Consider the following 20,834-nt stretch of genomic DNA (forward strand, 5'->3'; position numbering starts at 1 on the left):
TGCATACACTCTACGTGGTGCGTTGTGCGGCCTCCGTGCTGGCAGCGCCGCGACATCCACCCCCCTTCCGCCCGAAAGGTCACCAGCGTGCAGGCAATCGGAATCGACATCGGCGGCACCAAGGTCGCCGGAGCCCTCGTCGACGAGTTCGGAACCATCGTGCGGAGCGACCGGGTGCCGACTCCGACCGACACTGCCGCCCTCGAAGACGTCGTCGTCGAGATGATCCGCGCCCTCTCGGATGGTGAGAAGGTCGCCGCCGCCGGCGTGGCCGCTGCGGGATTCATCGATGCCGCCCAGTCGACCGTGTACTACGCGCCGAACATCAACTGGCGCAACGAGCCGCTTCGCGAGAAGCTCGAGGCGCGCGTCGAACTGCCCGTCTTCATCGAGAACGACGCCAACGCCGCAGGCTGGGCCGAGTTCCGCTACGGCGCCGGGCGCCTCTACTCCGACATGGTGACCCTCACCATCGGAACCGGGGTCGGGGGAGCGATCGTCGTCGGCGACAGGCTGCTGCGCGGCGGATTCGGAGCCGGGGCCGAGATCGGCCACATGCGTGTCGTTCCCGACGGGCTGCCCTGCGGATGCGGCGCCCGCGGCTGCATCGAGCAGTACGGTTCCGGCCGCGCCCTGCTGCGCTTCGCCAACGAGCTCGCCACGGCCGGTGGCATCGGCCAGACTCTGGCCGACCTGCGCGAGCGCAACAACGGCCTCACCGGTGAGCTGCTCAGCGAGCTCATCACGGCGGGCGACCCCGGTGCCCTCGCAGCGCTCCGCACGCTCGGCCACTGGCTGGGCCAGGCTGCAGCCAGCCTCTCCGCCGTGCTCGACCCGCAGGTGTTCGTGTTCGGAGGAGGAGTTGCGGCGGCAGGCGATGTGCTGCTCGACCCGATCCGCTCGGCCTACGTCGACCATCTCCCCGCTCGAGGCTTCCACCCCGAGCCCGACTTCCTCATCGCCGAACTGGTCAACGATGCCGGCGTCGTCGGTGCCGCCGACCTCGCCCGCATCAGCGCCACCGGCGTCTGAGACCGACACGGCCCCTTCCGCCGCGGCGGAACGCGGCCGCTAGGCTGATGGCTCGAGGAGTCGCATGTTCTATTGGGTGATGAAGCACATCGTGGTCGGTCCACTCGTGCTGGGCATCTTCCGACCCTGGGTGGTCGGCCTCGAGAAGGTTCCCGAGAACGGCGCGGTCATCATGGCCGGCAATCACCTCTCCTTCATCGACTCGATCTTCCTGCCGCTGATCATGAAGCGCCGCATGGTCTTCCTAGCCAAGAGCGAGTACTTCACGGGCACCGGCCTGAAGGGTTGGTTCACCCGCGCCTTCCTCACCGCTGCCGGGCAGCTGCCGATCGATCGATCAGGGGGCAAGGCCTCCGAGGCTTCGCTGAACACGGGTCTCGCCGTGCTCAGCGAGGGCACGATCCTCGGCATCTATCCCGAGGGCACGCGCAGTCCAGACGCGAGGCTCTACCGCGGCCGCACCGGTGTGGCCCGCATGGTGCTCGAGGCGGGCGTGCCGCTCGTCCCGGTGGTGATGGTCGACACCGAGAAGGTCATGCCGATCGGAACACGGGTTCCCCGCATCCGCCGCGTCGGAGTGATCTTCGGCGAACCGCTCGACTTCTCCAGGTTCGAGGGCCTCGAGGGCGACCGCTTCGTGTTGCGCAGTGTGACCGACGAGATCATGTACGAACTCGGCCGCCTCAGCGGTCAGGAATACGTCGACGTCTACGCCAGTTCCGTGAAGGAGAAGCGGGCCGGCCTTTCGCGCTAGGCTTGCCCGAACCGTGCCCAGGCACGGCTCCGCCATTTCACGATTAAGGAACCACCAGAGTGTCAGACCCCACCGAACCTGTTGTGCTCGCAGCCACGTCGGTCATCGAGGGTCTCGACTATTGGCGTGAGCTGCCCATCAAGCAGCAGCCATCGTGGCCTGACACGGATGCCGCGGCCGCCGCATCCGCCCAGATCGCGGCACTGCCGCCCCTCGTGTTCGCCGGAGAGGTCGACATCCTGCGCGAGCGCCTCGCGGCTGCCGCACGCGGAGAGGCGTTCCTGCTGCAGGGCGGCGACTGTGCGGAGACCTTCGCAGGAGCCACGGCCGACCAGATCCGCAACAGGGTCAAGACCGTGCTGCAAATGGCCGTCGTGCTCACCTACGGCGCCTCGATGCCCGTCGTCAAGATGGGCCGCATGGCCGGCCAGTTCGCCAAGCCGCGTTCGAGCGATAGCGAGACCCGCAACGGCGTCACCCTTCCTGCCTACCGCGGCGACATCGTGAACGGCTACGACTTCACGCCGGAGTCGCGCGCTGCCGACCCCGCGCGCCTCGTTCAGGGCTACCACACCGCCGCATCGACGCTGAACCTCATCCGCGCCTTCACGCAGGGTGGCTTCGCCGATCTGCGGCAGGTGCACAGCTGGAACAAGGGCTTCGCAGCCAACCCGGCGAACCAGCGCTACGAGGGCATGGCCGGCGAGATCGACCGCGCCGTGCGCTTCATGGAGGCCTGCGGTGCCGACTTCGAGGCGATGAAGCGCACCGAGTTCTACACCGGCCACGAGGGCCTGCTGATGGACTACGAGCGCCCGATGACCCGGATCGACTCCCGCACCGGTACCCCGTACAACACCTCGTCGCACTTCATCTGGATCGGAGAGCGCACCCGCGAGCTCGACGGCGCCCACGTCGACTTCCTGTCGCGCGTGCGCAACCCGATCGGTGTCAAACTCGGCCCGACGACGACCCCCGACGACATGCTCGCCCTGGTCGACAAGCTCGACCCGAACCGTGAACCCGGTCGCCTCACCTTCATCACCCGCATGGGAGCAGGGAAGATCCGCGAGGCACTTCCGCCGCTGCTCGAGGCGATCAAGGCCAGCGATGCGCAGCCGCTGTGGGTCACCGACCCGATGCACGGCAACGGGCTCACGACGCCGCTCGGCTACAAGACCCGTCGCTTCGACGACGTGGTCGACGAGGTCAAGGGCTTCTTCGAGGCGCACCGGGCCGTCGGGACTCACCCGGGAGGCATCCACGTCGAGCTCACCGGCGACGACGTCACCGAGTGCCTGGGCGGATCGGAGCACATCGACGAGGCCGATCTCGCGACGCGCTACGAGTCGCTGTGCGACCCGCGCCTCAACCACATGCAGTCGCTCGAGCTCGCCTTCCTCGTGGCCGAGGAGCTCTCGCACCGCTAACCGCGAAGGGGCGGATGCTTCCCGCTCGCCGAGGCCGGGACGAGTCCGCGGAGTCACAGCGCTCCCTTCTCGGGAACAGGCCGGATCCGCCGGTACGGGCCAGACGGGCCTGTACCGGCTGTATCCGCTCAATCCGGCCTGCTTGCGCTCAGGCGATCCGCGGCCGAAGCGCGCGGAGAGCACCGCTCAGCCGGAGAAGTTCGCGCTGACCGTGGTGCCAGCCGGTACCTGTTCGCCGGCGGCGGGATCCTGCGCGTTCACAGACAGCGCGTCTCGGAACAGCTCGGGAACATCCGTCTGGAAGGTGAATCCGGCGTCCTCGATGGCCTGGGCGGCCTCGTTGATGGTCATGCCCGAGACGTCGGGCACCTCGAACAGCTCGACGCCCTTCGACATCGTGAGCGTGATGGTGTCTCCGACGCGGATGGGGTCGGTATCGGAGGAGATGGCGACGACATCGCCTTCCGGCACGGTGTCGCTGTAGACGAGGTCGCCCTCCTTCGGCACCAGGTCGACGTCGAGGAGGGCCTGCTTGGCCTCCTCGCGGCCCATGCCCACGAGTGGCGGCAGGCCACCGGCCGAGACGACCAGGGTGACGGCGCCGGCGTCGGGGTAGGTGTCGGGAAGTTCGGCACCGTCACCGTCGAGGGCGGCGATCACGAGGCCCTTGTCGACCTCGCCGCTGAACTGCATGATCGACTCGCCCACCGTGAATCGGGCGAGAGCCGTTCTGGCGTCGGCCTCCGGCGAGCCCGCGACGGCAGGAACCTCGAGCATCTCGGCTCCGAGGGAGAGGTAGAGTACGACGGCTGAGCCCTTCGTCACCTGGCTGCCCGACTTCGGGTCGGTCCCCGACGCGAGGTCCTTGGCGACGGCGAGGTCGTAGCGGGTGCCCGGCTTCACGGTGAAGCCCTCGGCCACCAGCGCGGCGGTCGCGGCGTCCTGCGACTGACCGACGACATCCGGAACCGTGGCCAGGGAGCCGGGTCCGGCGCCGAAGTACCAGCCGGTGGCGCCGGCGAGGCCCGCGAGGATCAAGACCAGGGCGAACAGCCAGTAGCCCCTGCGGGCTCGTGCGACGGTCGCCGTGGCCAGCTCGGCGCTGGCGTCGGCTGCGACCGGTCCAGTGCGGTGACGGCCGGGAGCGTGCGTCGGCGTGATGATCTGGGTCTCGTCGTCGGCGGATGCCGCCAGCGGGGCGCTCGGCAGCACCATGGTGGGTGCGACGCCCTCTGCCGACGCCGCAGCGGGGTCCCGCACGAGCTTCTCGACGTCGCGCAGGCGCTCGAGCATGATGCGGGCGTCGCGGGGACGGTTCTCGGGGTCGCGTGCCGTCGCCCAGACGACGAGGTCGTCGAGGCCGCGCGGCGTCGTCGGGACGCGGGAGCTGGGCCTGGGCACCTGCTCGTTCGCGTGCTGGTAGGCGATCTGCATCGGCGCCTCGCCGACGAAGGGCTGCTCGCCCGTGAGCATCTCGTACATCATGATGCCGAGCGCGTAGATGTCGCTGCGGGCGTCGGCGACGCCGCGGGTGACGAGCTCGGGGGAGAGGTAGGCGATGGTGCCGAGAAGGGCCTGTCCCGTTGCCGTGTTGGCACTGGCCGCGCGGGCGAGCCCGAAGTCGCCGAGCTTGATGCGACCGTCATCGGCCAGCAGCACGTTCTCGGGCTTCATGTCCCGGTGCACGATGCCGGCCTTGTGGGCAGCGGCCAGCCCGGACAGCACGGCCGACATGATGTCGATGGTCTGCTCCGGCGTGAGGCGCCCGTAGTCCTTCAGCAGGTCGCGCAGTGTGATGCCCGGCAGGTACTCCATGACCATGTAGGCCATGTCGGAGTCCTGGCCCTGGTCGAAGACGTTGACCACGTTCGGATGCGCAAGCCGAGCCGCCGATCGGGCCTCCTGGACGAAGCGGCTCTTGAACGTGTTGTCGTCGGCCAGATGGCCGTGCATGATCTTGACCGCGACGCGGCGCTCGAGGCGCAGATCGGTCGCGAGGTAGACGGTCGCCATGCCGCCTCTGGCGATCCGCGAGCGCACCTGATAGCGGCCGTCTATGAGGCGGCCGAGCATCGGATCGGTGGGCGTGACGGTCACCTCGTGATTGTATGAAACGCCAGGCGATCTACCCCGTCAAAACACCGTGAAGGCGGGCATTGGTGGTCGATCGTGACCTCCTCGGGGGGAGCTCAGCCCAGGATCGCCAGCCATGCGCGTGCCGACGGCTCCCATTTGGCGTAGGCGTCGGGGTAGGCGGAGATCTGCACGGCCTGCGCTGCCTGGGTGACGGTCATCTTCTCCCAGCCGGGAACGTCGAGCAGACCACGCGTGCGTCCGGGATTCGGATTGGCCGCCCCGCCGAAGAACGCCTTGGTCGAGCGCAGCGGATCGCGCACCTGCGCCTTCGTGCCCCAGCCCGTGCTCGGACGCTGCTGGAACAGTCCGAGCGAGTCGCGGTCGCCGTGGTCGACGTTCTCGAGTCCGGACTCCTGCGCGGCGGCTGCGAGGGCCACGACGATGCCCTGGTCGCTCACGCCGAGCTCACGGCCGACGGCGACGATGGTGGCGGCGTTCGTGCGCATCGAGTCGGAGAGTTCGGCGATGCGTCCGGCCTTGACCGCCGAGCGTGCGGCCTCGGGCGACGGCGGCGACGGGATGGTGATCTTCTGGCCGGGGACGATGAAGCTCGACCAGTCCAGCTTGTTGGCATCGAGGATCGCCTGGATGCTCTGGCCGACGGATGCCGCGATATCGCTGATCGTGTCTCCGGCGACGACGGTGTGCACCTTGAGCGGTGCGCTCTGAGCGACCGGCGCGACTGCTGGAGCTGCCGGAGCCGGGGCGGCGGCGGTGGATGCCGAACCCGAAAGCCTGAGCTTCTGTCCGGGGAAGATCATGCTCGACCAGCCCAGCCCGTTGGCGTCGAGCACCTGCTGCGTGCTGAGACCCGCCGCCGAGGCGATGCCGCTCACGGTCTCGCCGGCCACGACTGTGTGGGTTCGCCCCGATGACGGCGTCGCGGACTTCTGGGGAACGGCCTTCTGGCCGCCCTGTGCGGCATCCCGCAGCACCAGTACCTGGCCGGGGAAGATCAGGCTCGACCAATCGAGGCCGTTGAGGCTGAGGATGGTGCGCGTCTTCAGGCCGAACCGTTCGGCCAACCCGCTGACGGTGTCGCCAGCGACCACGGTGTACTTCGTCGGCGGCTTCTTCGCGGTGTGCACGGCGACCGCCGCCGGTGTCGCCAGCGCACCCCGCTCCGCCGAGGGCTGAAGCACTCGTTTCGCCGGAGTCGCCGTGACCGGGGCGGTTCCGCCGAAGGTCATGGCGATCGCACTGGCGATGGCTACTGGGGCGAGAGACATTGATGATCCTCCGTCGGGTCACGGTGTCGACAAGGCTGACATGGAAGTGAGCATGAGTCAACTAGTGGGACTGGAGGTACCAATGTTACTGAAGTGATGAATCGAATGTCGATCCCGGGTGCGATGGCGACCCCGACTGTTGGATGCACGCGGGTCGACATGGCACTCTTGATCCGTGACCGATGACATCTCCGATCGCCCCTGGCTGACTGTTCCCGATCTCGTGGAGGTGCTCGGCATCGGGCAGAGCCGCGTACGGCGCCTCATCGAGGACCGCCACCTGCTGGCCGTGCGCCGGGACGGCGTTCTCCAGGTGCCGGCCGCCTTCCTCGAGGGGACTGAGCCCCTGCACGAACTGCGTGGCACGATCTTCGTGCTCTCGGATGCCGGCTTCAGCGACGAGGAGGCCGTCGCCTGGCTCCTCGAACGCGACGACAGTCTCGATGCCGCCCCGATCGAGGCTCTGCGGTCCGGTCGGAAGACCGAAGTGCGACGGGTCGCCCAGGCCCTCGCCTGATCCGTCCGGTTCCGACGCCGCGCCTCAGGAGGCGCGGCGGGTCACGGTCTCGGCGAGCAGAGCGAGCTCACGGCGTGAGCGGCGCGTGAGCGGCGCATCCGTCATCACGGTCGTCGCCCGCACCACCTGACGGGCGATGAGAGCCTCCATCTCGTCCACCGCGCCACTGGCCGTGATCGTGGACTGCAACAGCCTGATCTGGTCGGAGTCCAGGGCGGGGTCGCCGAGGAGCTCGTCGAGGATCCGGCGCTGACCGGCGGCGATCCGCTCCCTGGCCATGGCGATGAGCATCGTGCGCTTGCCCTCCCGGAGATCATCTCCGCTGGGCTTTCCGGTGACCTGTTCGTCGCCGAAGACCCCGAGCAGGTCGTCGCGCAGCTGGTAGGCGATGCCCAGTGGCAGGCCGAACGAGCGCAGCGCCGCCAGCTGCTCGTCGGATCCGCCGCCGAGCGCGGCTCCGATCACGAGCGGCGCGAGCACGCTGTACTTCGCCGACTTGTAGGTGATGACGGTCTCGGCTCGAGCGCGCATCTCATCCTCGGCGCGCGTGGGCCATGCCCGTTCCTCGAGGATGTCGAGGTACTGGCCGCCCGTGACCTCGGTGCGCATCCGATTGAACTCGAGACGCGTGCGCCGAGCAGCGGTGCGATCGGGGAGCAGATCGAGCGCCTCGTCCAGGAGTTCGTCGCTCCACCCCAGGAGCAGGTCGCCGTGAAGGATCGCGGCTGCCCGCCCGAACTCGGCGCCGTCGCCCGCCCAGCCGGCCTCGCGATGCAGCGCCTCGAAACTGCGGTGCGCTGCTGGAGCGCCGCGGCGCGTGTCCGAGTTGTCGATGATGTCGTCGTGCACGAGGGCGGCGGCGTGGAAGACCTCCAGCGCTGCGGCGACGGAGATCACAGCCGAGAGGTCCGGTGCGTCGTCCTCCGAGCCGAACGGATCGAATCCGTCGGGTTCGCCCGACACCGACTGCCACCCCCAGTAGGCGAACAGCGCCCGGAATCTCTTGCCACCGCTGAGAAAGCGCCGAGAGATCTCGACGAGTGGGGTGAGTTCCTCGCTGATCGAGGAGAGAATTGAGGAACGATCCGATACGAACTCATCGATGCGCGTCTGTACGAGATCGGCTAGCCGAGTGCTTTCTGCCACGCGTCTAGCCTAGCTTTCACTCGCGAGGCTACACTTTGAACGTATCTCGACTGATCCCGAGTGCGAAGGGAATGAGATGCCGCTTTCAGAGCAAGAGCAGAGACTCCTCGATGAGATGGAGCGCAGCCTCTATCACAACGACGCTGACTTCGTGGCGACCGTGGGCGCGCCCCGTGGTCGACCCAATTACAGAGCCATCGTGCTCGGCGTTCTGCTGGCCGTCGCCGGCCTCGCAGCGCTGATCGCCGGCGTGGCCATCAACCTCCTCATCCTGGGCATCGGCGGCTTCGTCCTGATGTTCGTGGGCGTCCTCGTCGCGATCACCCCGAGCAAGCGGGCTCCCGCTCCCGAGGAGCTCCCGGGCTCAGCGTCCAAGACGAAGAAGTCAGCATCCGCCGACCGCGGATTCATGGACAGGCTCAACGATCGTTGGGACCACCGCCAGGAGGGCCAGGACTAGGCTCCGGCCACCCCGCCTCCCCACTCTTCTCCACCCTTCAGGGCCGATCCTTCCGGATCGGCCCTTTTTTCATGCCCGAATGCTCCCCGGACGGCTTCCGGCGCTCCATTTCCCTCCACCGCGTTCTCCCTTGATTTGGCGCGCCTGAATGACCCCGATTCGGGGCAAAGTGAGCGAAACTAGAACAGATGTGGTGTGTAGTGGAGTAAAGTGGAGCAACACCGCAACCGTGGCCGGATGAGTGGGGGTGAAGACCGTGTTCCTGGGGACCTATGCGCCGAAGCTGGACGAGAAGGGACGCGTCATCCTTCCCGCCAAGTTCCGCGACGAGCTCTCCACCGGCGTCGTCGTCACCCGTGGCCAGGAGCACTGCATCTACGTCTTCTCCGCGCGGGAGTTCGAAGACCTGCACGACAAGATCCGTCAGGCCCCTGTCACGAGCAAGACGGCCAGGGACTATCTCCGCGTCTTCCTCTCCGGTGCGAGCGCCGAGACGCCCGACAAGCAGAACCGCGTCACCATCCCGGCGAACCTGCGGGCGTACGCGGGCCTCGAGCGCGACCTCACCGTCATCGGTGCAGGCAGTCGCGTCGAGATCTGGGACACCGAAGCCTGGGAGACCTACCTCACCGAGCAGGAAGCCACCTTCGCGAACACCACCGAGGAGGTGATCCCGGGACTCTTCTAGTTCCTGTTCCCCGACTCCCAGCCGGCACGCTGACACACTTCCCCGGTGTCAGACTCCGGATGGGGATCGGGGGACAGGAGCCCTCCCGGCACTCATGGAGATCAACCGCATCCACACCCCCGTCATGCTCGAGCGGTGCGTCGAACTGCTAGCTCCGGCGATCGGCTCACCCGGCGCCGTGCTCGTCGACGGCACTCTCGGCATGGCCGGCCACGCCGAGGCGTTCCTCCAGCGATTCCCGGAGCTGACGCTCGTCGGCCTGGACCGCGACCTCGACGCCCTCGGCATCGCCCGCGAGAGGCTGGCTCCCTTCGGCGACCGGGTGAAGCTCGTGCACACCGTCTACGACGGCTTCGTCGACGCACTCGACGGACTCGGCATCCCCGAGGTCGACGGCATCCTCTTCGACCTCGGCGTCTCGTCGCTGCAGCTCGATCGCGTCGAGCGCGGCTTCTCCTACTCCAAGGACGCGCCCCTCGACATGCGCATGGACGCGACCAGCGAGCTCACAGCCGAAGTCGTGCTGGCCACCTACTCCGAAGCGGACCTGCGGCGCATCTTCCACGAGTACGGCGAGGAGAAGCTCTCGGCCCGATACGCGAAGGCCATCGTCGCCGCGCGAGCGGATGCTCCGCTGGTGCGCTCGGCCGAGCTCGTGAAGATCATCACGGACGTGACCCCCGTCGCCGTGCAGAGGCAGGGGCACCCTGCCAAGCGCGTCTTCCAGGCCCTGCGCATCGAGGTGAACCAGGAGCTGGCCGTGCTCGAGCGGGCCATCCCGGCCGCGCTGTCGACCCTGCGCGTCGGTGGCCGGATCGCCGTGGAGTCGTACCAGTCCCTCGAGGACCGCATCGTCAAGCGCGCCCTGGCCGCAGCGTCGAGCTCGACGGCGCCTCCCGGCCTGCCGATCGAGCTGCCGGAGCACCGGGCCGAGTTCACGCTTCTGATCCGCGGAGCGGAACAGGCCAGCGCCGAGGAGAAGGCCATCAATCCCAGAGCCACGCCCGTGCGACTGCGCGCGGCAGAACGCGTCAGGAGCGCTGCATGAACGAGACGCTCGCGCGAGCGCCCCAGATGCCGGTGTGGGGATCGCTCGCCCAGTCGGCGCCCGTCGTCGAACCCCTGCCGGAACCGACCCCGAGCTGGCGTCCCTCGATCACCGTCGCTCCGACGCGTGATCAGCGTCGAGCCCGCCCGCGGCTGTTCTACGCGATCGTCGCTGTCAGCGGCGTCGCCGCCATCTTCATCGCGAAACTGCTGCTCAGCGTCGCCCTCTCGCAGGGCGCCTACGAGTCCGCGGCAGCCGAGTCGGAGCTGAAGCACCTGCAGCAGAACGCCCAGGCCGTCGGCGAAGACCTCGACAGGGTCAAGTCGCCGCAGTACCTCGCCGAGAACGCGGCAGCCCTCGGCATGGTGACCAATGCACATCCGGCCTACCTGCGTCTCTCCGACGGCGCCGTCCTCGGGCAGCCGCAGGCCGCCGACTCGGCGACCGGGGGAGCGGGCAATGCCGTTCCGAACTCCCTGCTGGCCGGCGTTCCCCTCGTGACGGACCCCGCGCCCGTCGCAGCCGAGCCTGTGGCCGAGCCCGCGAAGAAGACCGAGAAGTCGACGGATGCAGCAGCCACAGAGACCGCCGAAGCTGCGACTGCGGCTGGGGCGGGTGTCGGTCCGGCCGGCATCCCGACCCCTGTGACACACTGAGCCCGGCACCATCCGGGGGAGGGAACGAGACGTGAAATTCGGTCGATCCAGTAGGAGGCGCAGCCTCTTCGCGATGGTCGCCCTGCTCGCCCTGGTCTCGGTCTTCGTGGTGCGCCTCGTCGACATCCAGATCGTGCGCGCCGATGAGCTGAACGCCGCATCGCTGGCAGCGCGGTCGACCACCGAGGACATCCTGGGGGCCAGAGGATCCATCGTCGACGCCTCCGGAAAGGTGCTCGCCCAGTCGGTGATGCGCTACGACGTCGTCATCTCGCCGAAGAACGCCAAGCCGTTCGAACGCGAGGTCGACGGCACGGAATCCACGGTGTCGGTCGCGCAGGCTTCGGCCGAGCTCGGGCGGGCCCTCGGCATGTCGGGCGAGAGCGTTCAGGCGATCATCACAGACTCCCTGAAGGACGACCCCGAGAGCGACTACGCCTACGTGAAGAAGATGGTCGACCTCGCCACCTGGCAGGCGGTCGACGCCCTGGACATCCAGTGGGTCTACGGAGAGGGCCACCCGAGCCGCACCTATCCCGACGGCGCCGTCGCGGGCAACATCGTCGGCTTCGTCGGCGATGACGGCGAGGCCCTCGCCGGCGAGGAGGCCGCCGCAGACAAGTGCCTGGTCGGACGGAACGGCTCGACGAGCTACCAGACCGGTGTCGATGGCGTCGAGATCCCGGGCAGCACCACCGACTCCGTCGCAGCCAAGAACGGCGGAACACTCAAGCTCACGATCGACTCCGACCTGCAGTGGAACGTTCAGCAGTCGCTCGCGCAGCAGGCACAGGCCGTCGGCGCGGCCTGGGGAACCGCCGTCGTGCAGGAGGTCAAGACCGGAAAGCTGGTCGCCGTCGCCGACTACCCGTCCGTCGATCCGAACAACATCGATGCGACCGACGCCGAGGACCGCGGTTCGCGTGCCTTCACGGCCTCCTACGAGCCCGGCTCCACCTTCAAGGCGCTGACGGCCGCATCCGCGATAGACGCAGGCGTCGCCGATCCGCTCACGCAGGTCGTCGCTCCCTACAGGATCAACTTCCCGAACGGCGCCGACATCAACGACTCCGAGTACCACGGCGACGAGAACCTGACCCTCACGGGCGTTCTCATCGAATCGTCGAACACGGGAATGTCGCAGATCGGCGAGAAGCTCACCGACCAGCAGCGCTACGACTACTACAAGAAGTTCGGTCTCGGCACCGAGACCGAGGCCGACTTCCCCGCACAGGACCCCGGGAACCTGAACGGCACACCGGACAGCTGGGACCCCCAGACCAAGTACGCCACCATGTTCGGCCAGGGCCTCACGACGACCGCCGTGCAGATCGCGAGCGTCTACCAGACCATCGCGAACGGAGGCGTCAGGCTTCCCGTGCAGCTCGTCGAGGGCTGCACCCACGAGGACGGGACCGTCACCGGTGTCCCGTCGACGAAGGGCGAGCAGGTCGTCTCCCCGACGGCTGCGAAGCAGACCAGCGACATCCTCGAGATGGTGTACCAGCAGGGCTGGCTGGCCAGTGTCTGGAACATCCCGGGCTATCGCGTAGCCTCGAAGACCGGTACGGCGCAGATGCCCGACGGCAACGGCGGATACTCGCACGGCTACCTCGTGTCGGTGTCGGGCTTCGCCCCGGCCGACGATCCGCAGTACGTGGTTTCGGTAAGCTTGGCTGATCCTGTGAACATGAACACCTCGGGAGCTGCGGCGCCGATCTTCAAGCAGGTGATGAGCCAGGTGCTCAAGAAGTACCGGGTCGTCCCGACCGACACCGCAGCCACCCCATTGCCAGCCAACTGGTGACCCGAGCATCAATGAAATGAGAGTGAGCCACGTGACCGGATCGGCCCCCTCGGCGCTCCGGCCGTTGCACCCCGTTCCCCGTGCACTGTCGGGGCTCGTCGACGAGTTCGCCCTCGACGCCCGCGGTGACATCGACGGCATCGAACTGACCGGCGTCAGCCTGAGTTCGGCGACTGTTCAGCCGGGAGACCTCTATGTGGGAGTGCCGGGGCGCAACGCCCACGGTGCCAGGTTCTCGACCATTGCGCGCGAGGCGGGCGCCGTCGCCGTGCTCACCGACGAGGCCGGCGCCGCCGAGGCCGCGGCATCGGGCCTCCCCGTGCTCGTCACGCCGGACGCCAGGGCTGCCCTCGGCGCCGTGGCCGGCTGGATCCACCGCACCGAGGACAACCCGGCCACGCTCTTCGCCGTCACCGGAACCAACGGCAAGACCAGCGTCGTCTACCTGCTGTTCGCCGTGCTCACCCAGCTGGGCATCGAGGCCGGACTCACGTCGACGGCCGAGCGTCGTATCGGCAGCCTCGCCGTCACCAGCTCGCTCACCACCCCCGAGGCCACCGAGCTCCATGCCCTCCTCGCGCGGATGCGGGAGGCCGAGGTGCGCGCCGTCGGCATCGAGGTGTCGGCTCAGGCCCTGTCCCGGCACCGTGTGGACGGTCTCGTCTTCGATGTCGCGGGATTCACCAACCTCAGCCACGACCACCTCGACGACTACGCGGACTTCGAGGAGTACTTCTCCGCCAAGCTCGAGCTGTTCCAGCCCGATCGATCGCGCCGCGGAGTGGTCACTGTTGACACGGACTGGGGTCGACGCATCGCGGACTCCTCCCGCATTCCGGTCACCACGATCACCTCCGACCCCGACGTCGAGGCCGACTGGCGGGTCACGGTGACCCGTGAGACGTCCGAGAGCACCGAGTTCCGGCTCGAGGGTCCCGATGGGCGCAGCCTCACGACGAGCGTTCCGCTCCTCGGCTGGTACATGGCCGCCAACGCGGCCCTCGCCATCGCCATGCTGGTCGAGTCCGGATACGACCTCGACGCGATCGCCCACGCCCTGGAGCGCGACGGCGGAATCCTCGCGTACATCCCGGGGCGCGCCGAGCGCATCTCGGGGGAGCGCGGCCCTGTCGTCTACATCGACTACGGCCACAGCCCCGACGCCTTCCTCAACACCCTGGCGGCCATTCGCAAGACCACGGAGGGCAAGGTGGTCATGGTGTTCGGCGCCGACGGCGACCGCGACACGACGAAGCGGCACGACATGGGCGCCATCGCTGCCCGCGGAGCTGATGTCGTCGTCATCACGGACTTCCACCCGCGCTTCGAGGACCCGGCCGCCATCAGGGCGGCGCTGCTCGCCGGAGCACGGGATGCCGTCCCGGACGGGGAGTTCCTCGAGATCGCCGACCCGCGCTCCGCCTTCCGCGCGGCGCTCGCGCTGGCGGGAGACGGCGATGCCGTGCTCTACGCCGGTCCAGGCCACGAGGACTACCACGAGGTGGCCGGCGTCAAGGAACCATATTCGGCGCGTGATGACGCGCGACTCGCACTTCAGGAAGCTGGCTGGCTGTGATCGACATGACCCTCGCCGAGATCACTGCGGCGACAGGGGGAGAACTCCACCTCGACACGCAGACTGCATCCGGTGCCGAGACTGTCGTCTCGGGCGCATCCCACACCGATTCACGCGAGGTCGGTGCTGGCGACATCTTCTTCGCCAAGCGCGGCGAGGAGACCGACGGTCACCTGTTCGCCCCGGCCGCCGTCGAGAACGGCGCCGTGCTCCTGGTCGTCGAGCACGCCCTCGACCTGCCTGTGGCCCAGATCGTGGTCGCGGACACCGTCGATGCGCTCGGCGCCCTTGCAACCGAGGTGATCCGCCGCATCCGCGCCCTCGGAGAACTCAAGATCGTCGGCATCACGGGGTCGAACGGGAAGACGACGACCAAGAACCTGCTGCGGGCCATCCTCGAGCGGCAGGGTGCAACGATCGCCGCCCGCGCCTCGTTCAACAACGAGGTCGGCGCCCCCCTCACCATGCTCGAGGTCGCAGAGGACACCCGGTTCCTCGTCGCCGAGATGGGCGCGAGCGCCGTCGGCGAGATCACCCGCCTCGTGCGCATGGCCATGCCCGACGTCGGGGTCGTTCTCAAGGTGGGACTCGCCCACGCCGGCGGTTTCGGCGGCATCGAGGCGACGCAGCGTGCCAAGACCGAGATGGTGAGTGACCTTCCGGCCAGCGGTGTCGCCGTGCTGAACGCCGACGATCCCCGGGTCGCGGCGATGGCTGACGCCACGCAGGCCCGCGTGGTGTGGTTCGGACTCGGCCCGGCTGCGTCGGTTCGCGCCGACGACGTGTCGGTCAGCGCACGCGGCACCACCTTCACCCTGCACCTCGCCTCCGGCGCGTCGCGCTCGGTGCACTTCAGGGTGCTCGGGGAGCACCACGTCATGAACGCCCTGGCTGCCGCGGCGGTCGCCGAGGAGTGGGGCGTGGGCATCGACGACATCGTCGAGGGACTGGAGTCGGTCTCCATCGCGGAGCGCTGGCGCATGGAGGTGATGGGCGGTCGCGACGGAGTCACCGTCATCAACGACGCCTACAACGCCAGCCCCGACTCGATGTCGGCAGCCATCAAGACCCTCGCGCAGATCGCGGAGCCCGGGCAGCGCACCATCGCCGTCCTCGGCGAGATGAGCGAACTCGGCGAGTACTCCGGCGAGGAGCACGACCGCATCGGCCTGCTCGCCGTGCGCCTGAACGTCTCGCAGCTCGTCGTCGTCGGAGCCGCGGCCCGCCGCATGCACATCAGCACCATCAACGAGGGTTCCTGGGACGGGGAGTCCGCCTACGTCGAGACGGTGGATGAGGCCTTCGACCTGCTCGAGTCGAGCATCCGGCCCGGCGACCTGGTGCTGGTGAAATCGTCGAACTCGGCGGGTCTGCGCTTCCTGGGCGATCGACTGGGAGAATCGTTCTCGTGAAAGCTCTCCTGACCTCCGGCGTCCTCGCGCTCGCTTTCACGCTCTTCCTGACGCCGCTCTTCATCAAGCTGTTCCACAAGCTCGAGTGGGGCCAGTTCATCCGTGATGACGGCCCGAAGAGCCACCACTCCAAGCGTGGAACCGCCACGATGGGCGGCCTCGTCGTGATCGCCGGGGTGCTGTTCGGCTACTTCGGCGGCCTTCTGAGCGATGGCCAGAAGCCAACGGCATCCGGCCTCCTTGTGCTGTTCATGATGGTCGGACTCGGCATCGTCGGCTTCATCGACGACTTCCTGAAGACCCACAAGCAGCAGAGTCTCGGACTCGGCGGCTGGGCCAAGGTGGTCGGGCAGGTGATCGTGGCCGGAACCTTCGCCGTGCTCGCGCTGCAGTTCCCGAACAAGACCGGACTGACGCCGGCATCGACCAACATCTCGCTCATCCGCGACATCCAGTTCCTCGACTTCATGAAGCTCGGCACGATCGTCGGCATCGGCCTGTTCATCCTCTGGATCTGCGTGATCACCGTGGCGACGTCCAACGGCGTCAACGTGACAGACGGTCTCGACGGCCTCGCGACGGGTGCATCCATTGTGGCGATCGGCTCCTACGTCATCATCGGGTTCTGGCAGGCGCAGCAGCTGTGCAGCGCTGCGGGCATCGACCCCGACAACGTCTACAAGTGCTACGAGGTTCGTGATCCGTTCGACCTCGCCATCGTGGCTACGGCCATAGCCGGAGCCCTCGTCGGCTTCCTGTGGTGGAACACCTCGCCCGCGCAGATCTTCCTCGGCGACACGGGCTCGCTGGCACTCGGCGGCGCTCTCGCAGCCCTCGCCGTGCTCAGCCGCACCGAGCTGCTCGTCATCGTCATCGGAGGCCTGTTCGTCATCGAGGCCGGCTCGGTCATCGTGCAGCGCGCGTACTTCAAGGTCACCCACGGCAAGCGCATCTTCCTCATGAGCCCGATCCACCATCACTTCGAACTCAAGGGCTGGGCAGAGGTGACCGTCGTGGTGAGGTTCTGGATCGTCGCGGGACTGCTCGTGGCGGCCGGTGTCGGCTCGTTCTACCTCGAATGGCTCTCGCAGTGACGACGGATGCCGCAGGCCGACTCGACGCCCTCACCAGCTGGCACTCCGACTGGACGGGCCTGCGCGTCGGCGTCCTCGGGCTCGGCGCGACGGGCTTCGCCGTCGCCGACACCCTGGCCGAACTCGGATCCGATGTGCTCGTCGTCGCGGCGTCGGCCGACGAGCAGCGAGCCGGCCTCATCGACGTGATCGGCGCGCGTCTCGTCGTCGCCGACCTCTCGACGCCGCCGGCGGAACTCGTCGAGCACGCGCCCGATGTCATCATCGCCTCGCCGGGCTTCCACCCTGATCACCCCGTGCTGCTCTGGGCCGGCGAGAACCGCATCCCCGTGTGGGGAGACATCGAGCTGGCCTGGCGCCTGCGCGACAAGGTGGGCGAGCCGGCCGAGTGGATCCTGGTGACGGGAACGAACGGCAAGACCACCACGGTGCAGCTGACGGCGACGATGATCCACGCGGCAGGCAAGCGCGTCGCCCCATGCGGCAACATCGGCATCCCGGTGCTCGACGCCATCCGCGACCCGCAGGGCTGGGACGTGCTGGTGGTCGAGCTCTCGAGCTACCAGCTCCATCACCTCCGCCGCAGCGGCCCCGGCGCCCTCGTTCCGCACTCCGCGGTCTGTCTCAACATCGCCGACGACCACATCGACTGGCACGGCTCCTTCGACGCCTACCGTGACGCGAAATCGACCGTCTACGCCAACACCAAGGTCGCCTGCGTCTACAACAAGGCCGACGAGGCCACCCAGCGCATGGTCGAGGACGCCGAGGTGTCGGACGGTGCGCGCGCGATCGGCTTCGACCTCGGCATTCCGGGCCCCAGCGATTTCGGCGTCGTGGAGGGCATCCTGTGCGACAGGGCGTTCCTCGATGACAGGCGCAACAGCGCGATCGAGCTCACGACGGTGCCGGAACTCGTGGCCGCCGGTCTCGACGCACCGCACGTCGTCGCCAACATACTCGCCGCGAGCGCTCTCGCCCGGGCCTACGGAGTCGCTGCCGACGTGATCCACGACGCCCTCGCCGACTTCAGGCTGGATGCCCACCGCATCGCGACGGTCGCCGTGGCCCACGGCATCCGTTGGGTCGACGATTCCAAGGCGACGAACCCGCACGCCGCGGCGGCGTCGCTCACCGCGTACCCCTCTGTGGTGTGGATCGCGGGTGGACTGCTCAAGGGCGTCGACATCGACGATCTCGTGCGCAGCCATGTCTCGCGACTGCGTGGCGCGGTCGTCATCGGCGTCGATCGCAGCGAGCTGGTGGCGGCATTCGCACGACACGCCCCGGCCCTTCCAGTCGTGGAGGTCGTGGTCGATGACACTGGAGAGGTGATGCCCCGCGCAGTCAGACTGGCTGCCGAGGTGGCCGGAGCCGGAGACACCGTTCTCCTCGCACCGGCCGCGGCCTCGATGGATCAGTTCGCTGACTACGCGGAACGCGGGCATCTGTTCGCACAGGCAGTACGAGAGTTCTTGGGAGGTGAGGCGGATGACCAGTCCGCCTCGGACCGACCAGAAGCCTAGGCTCGCCCCTGTCGAGGCCGCGGTCTCCTCTGCCCGCATCTCGCTCGGCCGTGTCTTCCAGGCCGAGGGGTCGACGTACTTCCTGCTGCTCGGCACCACGCTCTTCCTCGTCGTGTTCGGCATCGTCATGGTTCTCTCCTCGTCGTCGGTCGGCTCGTACCTCGACAACGAGACTCCGTTCGGCGGAGCGTGGAAGCAGTTGCTGTTCGCCAGCCTCGGCATCCCGCTCATGCTCATAGCGAGCCGGATGCCGGCGATCTTCTGGCGGCGCGTGTCGTGGCCGGCGCTGCTGGTCGGCTGCGTGCTGCAGGTCATCGTCGTGGCCACGCCGCTCGGCATCGAGGTCGGCGGAAACACCAACTGGCTCGCTGTCGGCTCGTTCCAGTTCCAGCCGTCGGAGATCATCAAGGTGGCCCTCGTCATCTGGCTCGGCAACATCCTCTGGATGAAGCGCGACAGGCTCGACGACTGGAAGCAGACCCTCATCCCCGTCTTCCTCGTCGGAGGCGGTTCCACCGCCCTGGTCCTGCGCGGCGGCGACCTCGGCACCGTGATCGTGATGGGCTCGATCCTGTTCGGCGCCCTGTTCTTCGCCGGCGTCAAACTGCGCCACATCGCGATCCCGTTGGCCGTCGCGATCGTCGTCGCACTCTTCGTCGCCGTGTCGAGCGAGAACCGCATGAAGCGCATCGCCGCGTTCTTCAGCGAGTCCTGCGAGGGCAACGAACAGGGCTCGTGCTGGCAGACGAACAACGGCGACTACGCCCTCGCCAACGGCGGGATCTTCGGTGTCGGGCTCGGCAACTCCAAGGCGAAGTGGTCGTGGCTGCCCGCAGCGGACAACGACTTCATCTTCGCCGTCATCGGAGAGGAACTCGGCCTGATCGGCGCCATCGTCGTGCTCGCACTGTTCGTGCTCCTGGCCATCACCTTCCTCAGGATCATGCGCCAGGCGCCCGACCTGTTCTCCAGGGTCACCACGGGTTCCGTCATGGTCTGGATCATCGGCCAGGCCTGCATCAACATCGGCGTCGTGCTCGGTGTCATCCCCGTGCTCGGCGTTCCCCTTCCGCTCATCTCGGCCGGAGGAACGGCGCTGCTCACCACCCTCTTCGCCATCGGAATCGTGCTGTCCTTCGCTCGCGCCGGCTACAAGCCCCTCGTCGCTCCGGCCCGGCGGCCGGCGTGAAGCGCTATCTCCTCGCCGGCGGAGGCACCGCCGGCCACGTGAATCCGCTGCTGGCCGTCGCCGACACCATCACGGCAGCCGAGGATCCGAGTGAAGTGCTCGTGCTCGGCACGGCCGTCGGGCTAGAGGCGCGCCTCGTCCCGGCGCGGGGCTACGAACTCCTGACCATTCCGAAGGTGCCGTTCCCGCGGCGGCCGAACACCCAGGCCGTCACCTTCCCCCGACGCTTCCGCGCCACCATCGACGCCGTCGAGGCGATCATCCGCGAACGCTCGATCGACGTCGTGGTCGGCTTCGGCGGCTACGTCTCGACGCCGGCCTACCTCGCGGCGCGACGGGTCGGCATCGGCATCGCCATCCACGAGGCGAATGCGAAGCCCGGCCTCGCCAACCGCCTCGGTGCCCGCTACACGAAGCAGGTCGGTGTGGCGTTCGCCGGAACCCGCCTGCCGAACGCGCGCTTCGTCGGCATGCCGCTGCGGCCCGAGATCGAGCAGCTCGACCGTGAGGCGGCTCGGCCCGTCGCCGTCGCCTACTTCGGTCTGGACCCCGACCGTCCGACACTGCTCGTCACGGGCGGTTCGCTCGGCGCACGTCGCATCAACGGAACGATCCTCGAGTCAGCGGCATCCGTCGTCGAAGCGGGCTGGCAGGTGCTCCACATCACCGGGGACGCCGCCGAGATCACCGATCCCGGCATCGACGGCTACACGATCCTCCCGTACTGCGATCGCATGGACCTCGCCCTCGCCGCAGCCGACTTCGCCGTCTCGCGAGCGGGAGCCGCGACGGTGAGCGAGCTCTCGGCTCTGGGCATCCCCGCCGTCTACGTCCCCTATCCCGTCGGCAACGGCGAGCAGCGCTTCAACGCTGCGGGCGTCGTCGAGGCCGGGGGAGGCGTCCTCGTCGACGACGCCGCCTTCCTGCCCGCCTGGGTCACGAGCGAGCTCCTGCCCGTTCTCGAAGACGAGCCGGGCCGAGAGGCCATGGCGGATGCCGCAGCCTCCGTCGGCGTGCTCGACGGCTCGCGGCGGTTCGCGGCGCTGGTGGCCGAGGCGCTGCGGGGCGATCCGGGGAAATCCGGCGCGGACGCGTAACGTTGTCGGCAGCACCCCCGTTCCACAGACACGAGAA

18 protein-coding genes are annotated in these 20,834 nt (G+C 68.2%); 15 read left to right on the forward strand and 3 right to left on the reverse strand.

Features of this window, described 5'->3' with window-relative positions; genetic code table 11:
* Positions 1-87: 87 nt before the first annotated feature.
* The 3 genes from ASC59_RS02345 to ASC59_RS02355 all read left to right on the forward strand — a co-directional run bounded on the left by ASC59_RS02345 (position 88) and on the right by ASC59_RS02355 (position 3,216).
* Positions 88-1,032, forward strand: coding sequence for an ROK family glucokinase (locus ASC59_RS02345; RefSeq protein ID WP_055818005.1), 945 nt, complete (start codon positions 88-90; stop codon positions 1,030-1,032).
* 64 nt (positions 1,033-1,096) lie between these two features.
* Positions 1,097-1,786, forward strand: a complete 690-nt coding sequence (locus ASC59_RS02350) for a lysophospholipid acyltransferase family protein (RefSeq protein WP_055818007.1) — start codon at positions 1,097-1,099, stop codon at positions 1,784-1,786.
* 59 nt (positions 1,787-1,845) lie between these two features.
* Complete coding sequence (locus tag ASC59_RS02355) at positions 1,846-3,216, forward strand: class II 3-deoxy-7-phosphoheptulonate synthase (RefSeq protein ID WP_055818009.1); 1,371 nt, start codon at positions 1,846-1,848, stop codon at positions 3,214-3,216.
* Positions 3,217-3,402: 186 nt separating this feature from the next.
* Here the strand turns inward: ASC59_RS02355 and pknB are convergent, their stop codons facing one another.
* Positions 3,403-5,313, reverse strand: coding sequence for a Stk1 family PASTA domain-containing Ser/Thr kinase (gene pknB / locus ASC59_RS02360; protein WP_055818011.1), 1,911 nt, complete (start codon positions 5,311-5,313; stop codon positions 3,403-3,405).
* A 92-nt stretch (positions 5,314-5,405) separates the two neighbouring features.
* A complete protein-coding gene (locus tag ASC59_RS02365) occupies positions 5,406-6,581 on the reverse strand; it encodes a muramidase family protein (protein ID WP_055818013.1) in 1,176 nt (391 codons plus the stop codon).
* 175 nt (positions 6,582-6,756) lie between these two features.
* Here ASC59_RS02365 and ASC59_RS02370 point away from each other — a divergent pair, with 175 nt between their 5' ends.
* Complete coding sequence (locus tag ASC59_RS02370) at positions 6,757-7,098, forward strand: Rv2175c family DNA-binding protein (protein ID WP_055818015.1); 342 nt, start codon at positions 6,757-6,759, stop codon at positions 7,096-7,098.
* A gap of 24 nt (positions 7,099-7,122) precedes the next feature.
* Here ASC59_RS02370 and ASC59_RS02375 read toward each other — a convergent pair whose 3' ends face one another.
* Entirely contained in the window at positions 7,123-8,244 is a 1,122-nt protein-coding gene (locus ASC59_RS02375) for a polyprenyl synthetase family protein (RefSeq protein ID WP_055818017.1), read from the reverse strand.
* Positions 8,245-8,320: 76 nt separating this feature from the next.
* On the opposite strand from ASC59_RS02375, the gene ASC59_RS02380 reads away from it, so the two are divergent.
* The 11 genes from ASC59_RS02380 to ASC59_RS02430 all read left to right on the forward strand — a co-directional run bounded on the left by ASC59_RS02380 (position 8,321) and on the right by ASC59_RS02430 (position 20,797).
* Entirely contained in the window at positions 8,321-8,704 is a 384-nt protein-coding gene (locus tag ASC59_RS02380; protein WP_055818020.1) for a DUF3040 domain-containing protein, read from the forward strand.
* Between the two features lie 256 nt (positions 8,705-8,960).
* Complete coding sequence (gene mraZ, locus ASC59_RS02385; protein ID WP_055822685.1) at positions 8,961-9,392, forward strand: division/cell wall cluster transcriptional repressor MraZ; 432 nt, start codon at positions 8,961-8,963, stop codon at positions 9,390-9,392.
* Positions 9,393-9,486: 94 nt separating this feature from the next.
* A complete protein-coding gene (gene rsmH, locus ASC59_RS02390) occupies positions 9,487-10,440 on the forward strand; it encodes a 16S rRNA (cytosine(1402)-N(4))-methyltransferase RsmH (RefSeq protein ID WP_055818021.1) in 954 nt (317 codons plus the stop codon).
* Positions 10,437-11,096, forward strand: coding sequence for a hypothetical protein (locus ASC59_RS02395; protein ID WP_055818023.1), 660 nt, complete (start codon positions 10,437-10,439; stop codon positions 11,094-11,096). Before rsmH ends, ASC59_RS02395 begins: the two co-directional genes overlap by 4 nt.
* 73 nt (positions 11,097-11,169) lie before the next feature.
* Positions 11,170-12,903 carry a peptidoglycan D,D-transpeptidase FtsI family protein gene (locus ASC59_RS02400; RefSeq protein WP_055818024.1) on the forward strand — a complete coding sequence of 578 codons (1,734 nt, stop codon included), beginning with the start codon at positions 11,170-11,172 and terminating at the stop codon, positions 12,901-12,903.
* A gap of 16 nt (positions 12,904-12,919) precedes the next feature.
* Positions 12,920-14,479, forward strand: a complete 1,560-nt coding sequence (locus tag ASC59_RS02405) for a Mur ligase family protein (RefSeq protein ID WP_200942300.1) — start codon at positions 12,920-12,922, stop codon at positions 14,477-14,479.
* On the forward strand, positions 14,476-15,891 hold the full coding sequence (locus tag ASC59_RS02410) for a UDP-N-acetylmuramoyl-tripeptide--D-alanyl-D-alanine ligase (RefSeq protein ID WP_055818027.1): 1,416 nt from the start codon (positions 14,476-14,478) through the stop codon (positions 15,889-15,891). Before ASC59_RS02405 ends, ASC59_RS02410 begins: the two co-directional genes overlap by 4 nt.
* A complete protein-coding gene (gene mraY, locus ASC59_RS02415) occupies positions 15,888-16,985 on the forward strand; it encodes a phospho-N-acetylmuramoyl-pentapeptide-transferase (protein WP_055818029.1) in 1,098 nt (365 codons plus the stop codon). Before ASC59_RS02410 ends, mraY begins: the two co-directional genes overlap by 4 nt.
* Entirely contained in the window at positions 16,970-18,511 is a 1,542-nt protein-coding gene (murD, locus tag ASC59_RS02420; protein ID WP_055818031.1) for a UDP-N-acetylmuramoyl-L-alanine--D-glutamate ligase, read from the forward strand. Before mraY ends, murD begins: the two co-directional genes overlap by 16 nt.
* On the forward strand, positions 18,477-19,700 hold the full coding sequence (ftsW, locus tag ASC59_RS02425; RefSeq protein WP_082513348.1) for a putative lipid II flippase FtsW: 1,224 nt from the start codon (positions 18,477-18,479) through the stop codon (positions 19,698-19,700). The genes murD and ftsW overlap by 35 nt, the downstream gene beginning before the upstream one ends.
* Positions 19,697-20,797 carry a UDP-N-acetylglucosamine--N-acetylmuramyl-(pentapeptide) pyrophosphoryl-undecaprenol N-acetylglucosamine transferase gene (locus ASC59_RS02430; protein ID WP_055818032.1) on the forward strand — a complete coding sequence of 367 codons (1,101 nt, stop codon included), beginning with the start codon at positions 19,697-19,699 and terminating at the stop codon, positions 20,795-20,797. Before ftsW ends, ASC59_RS02430 begins: the two co-directional genes overlap by 4 nt.
* The last annotated feature ends 37 nt before the right edge of the window (positions 20,798-20,834 follow it).

This window comes from Leifsonia sp. Root1293 (assembly GCF_001425325.1).
Taxonomy (GTDB): Bacteria; Actinomycetota; Actinomycetes; order Actinomycetales; family Microbacteriaceae; genus Orlajensenia.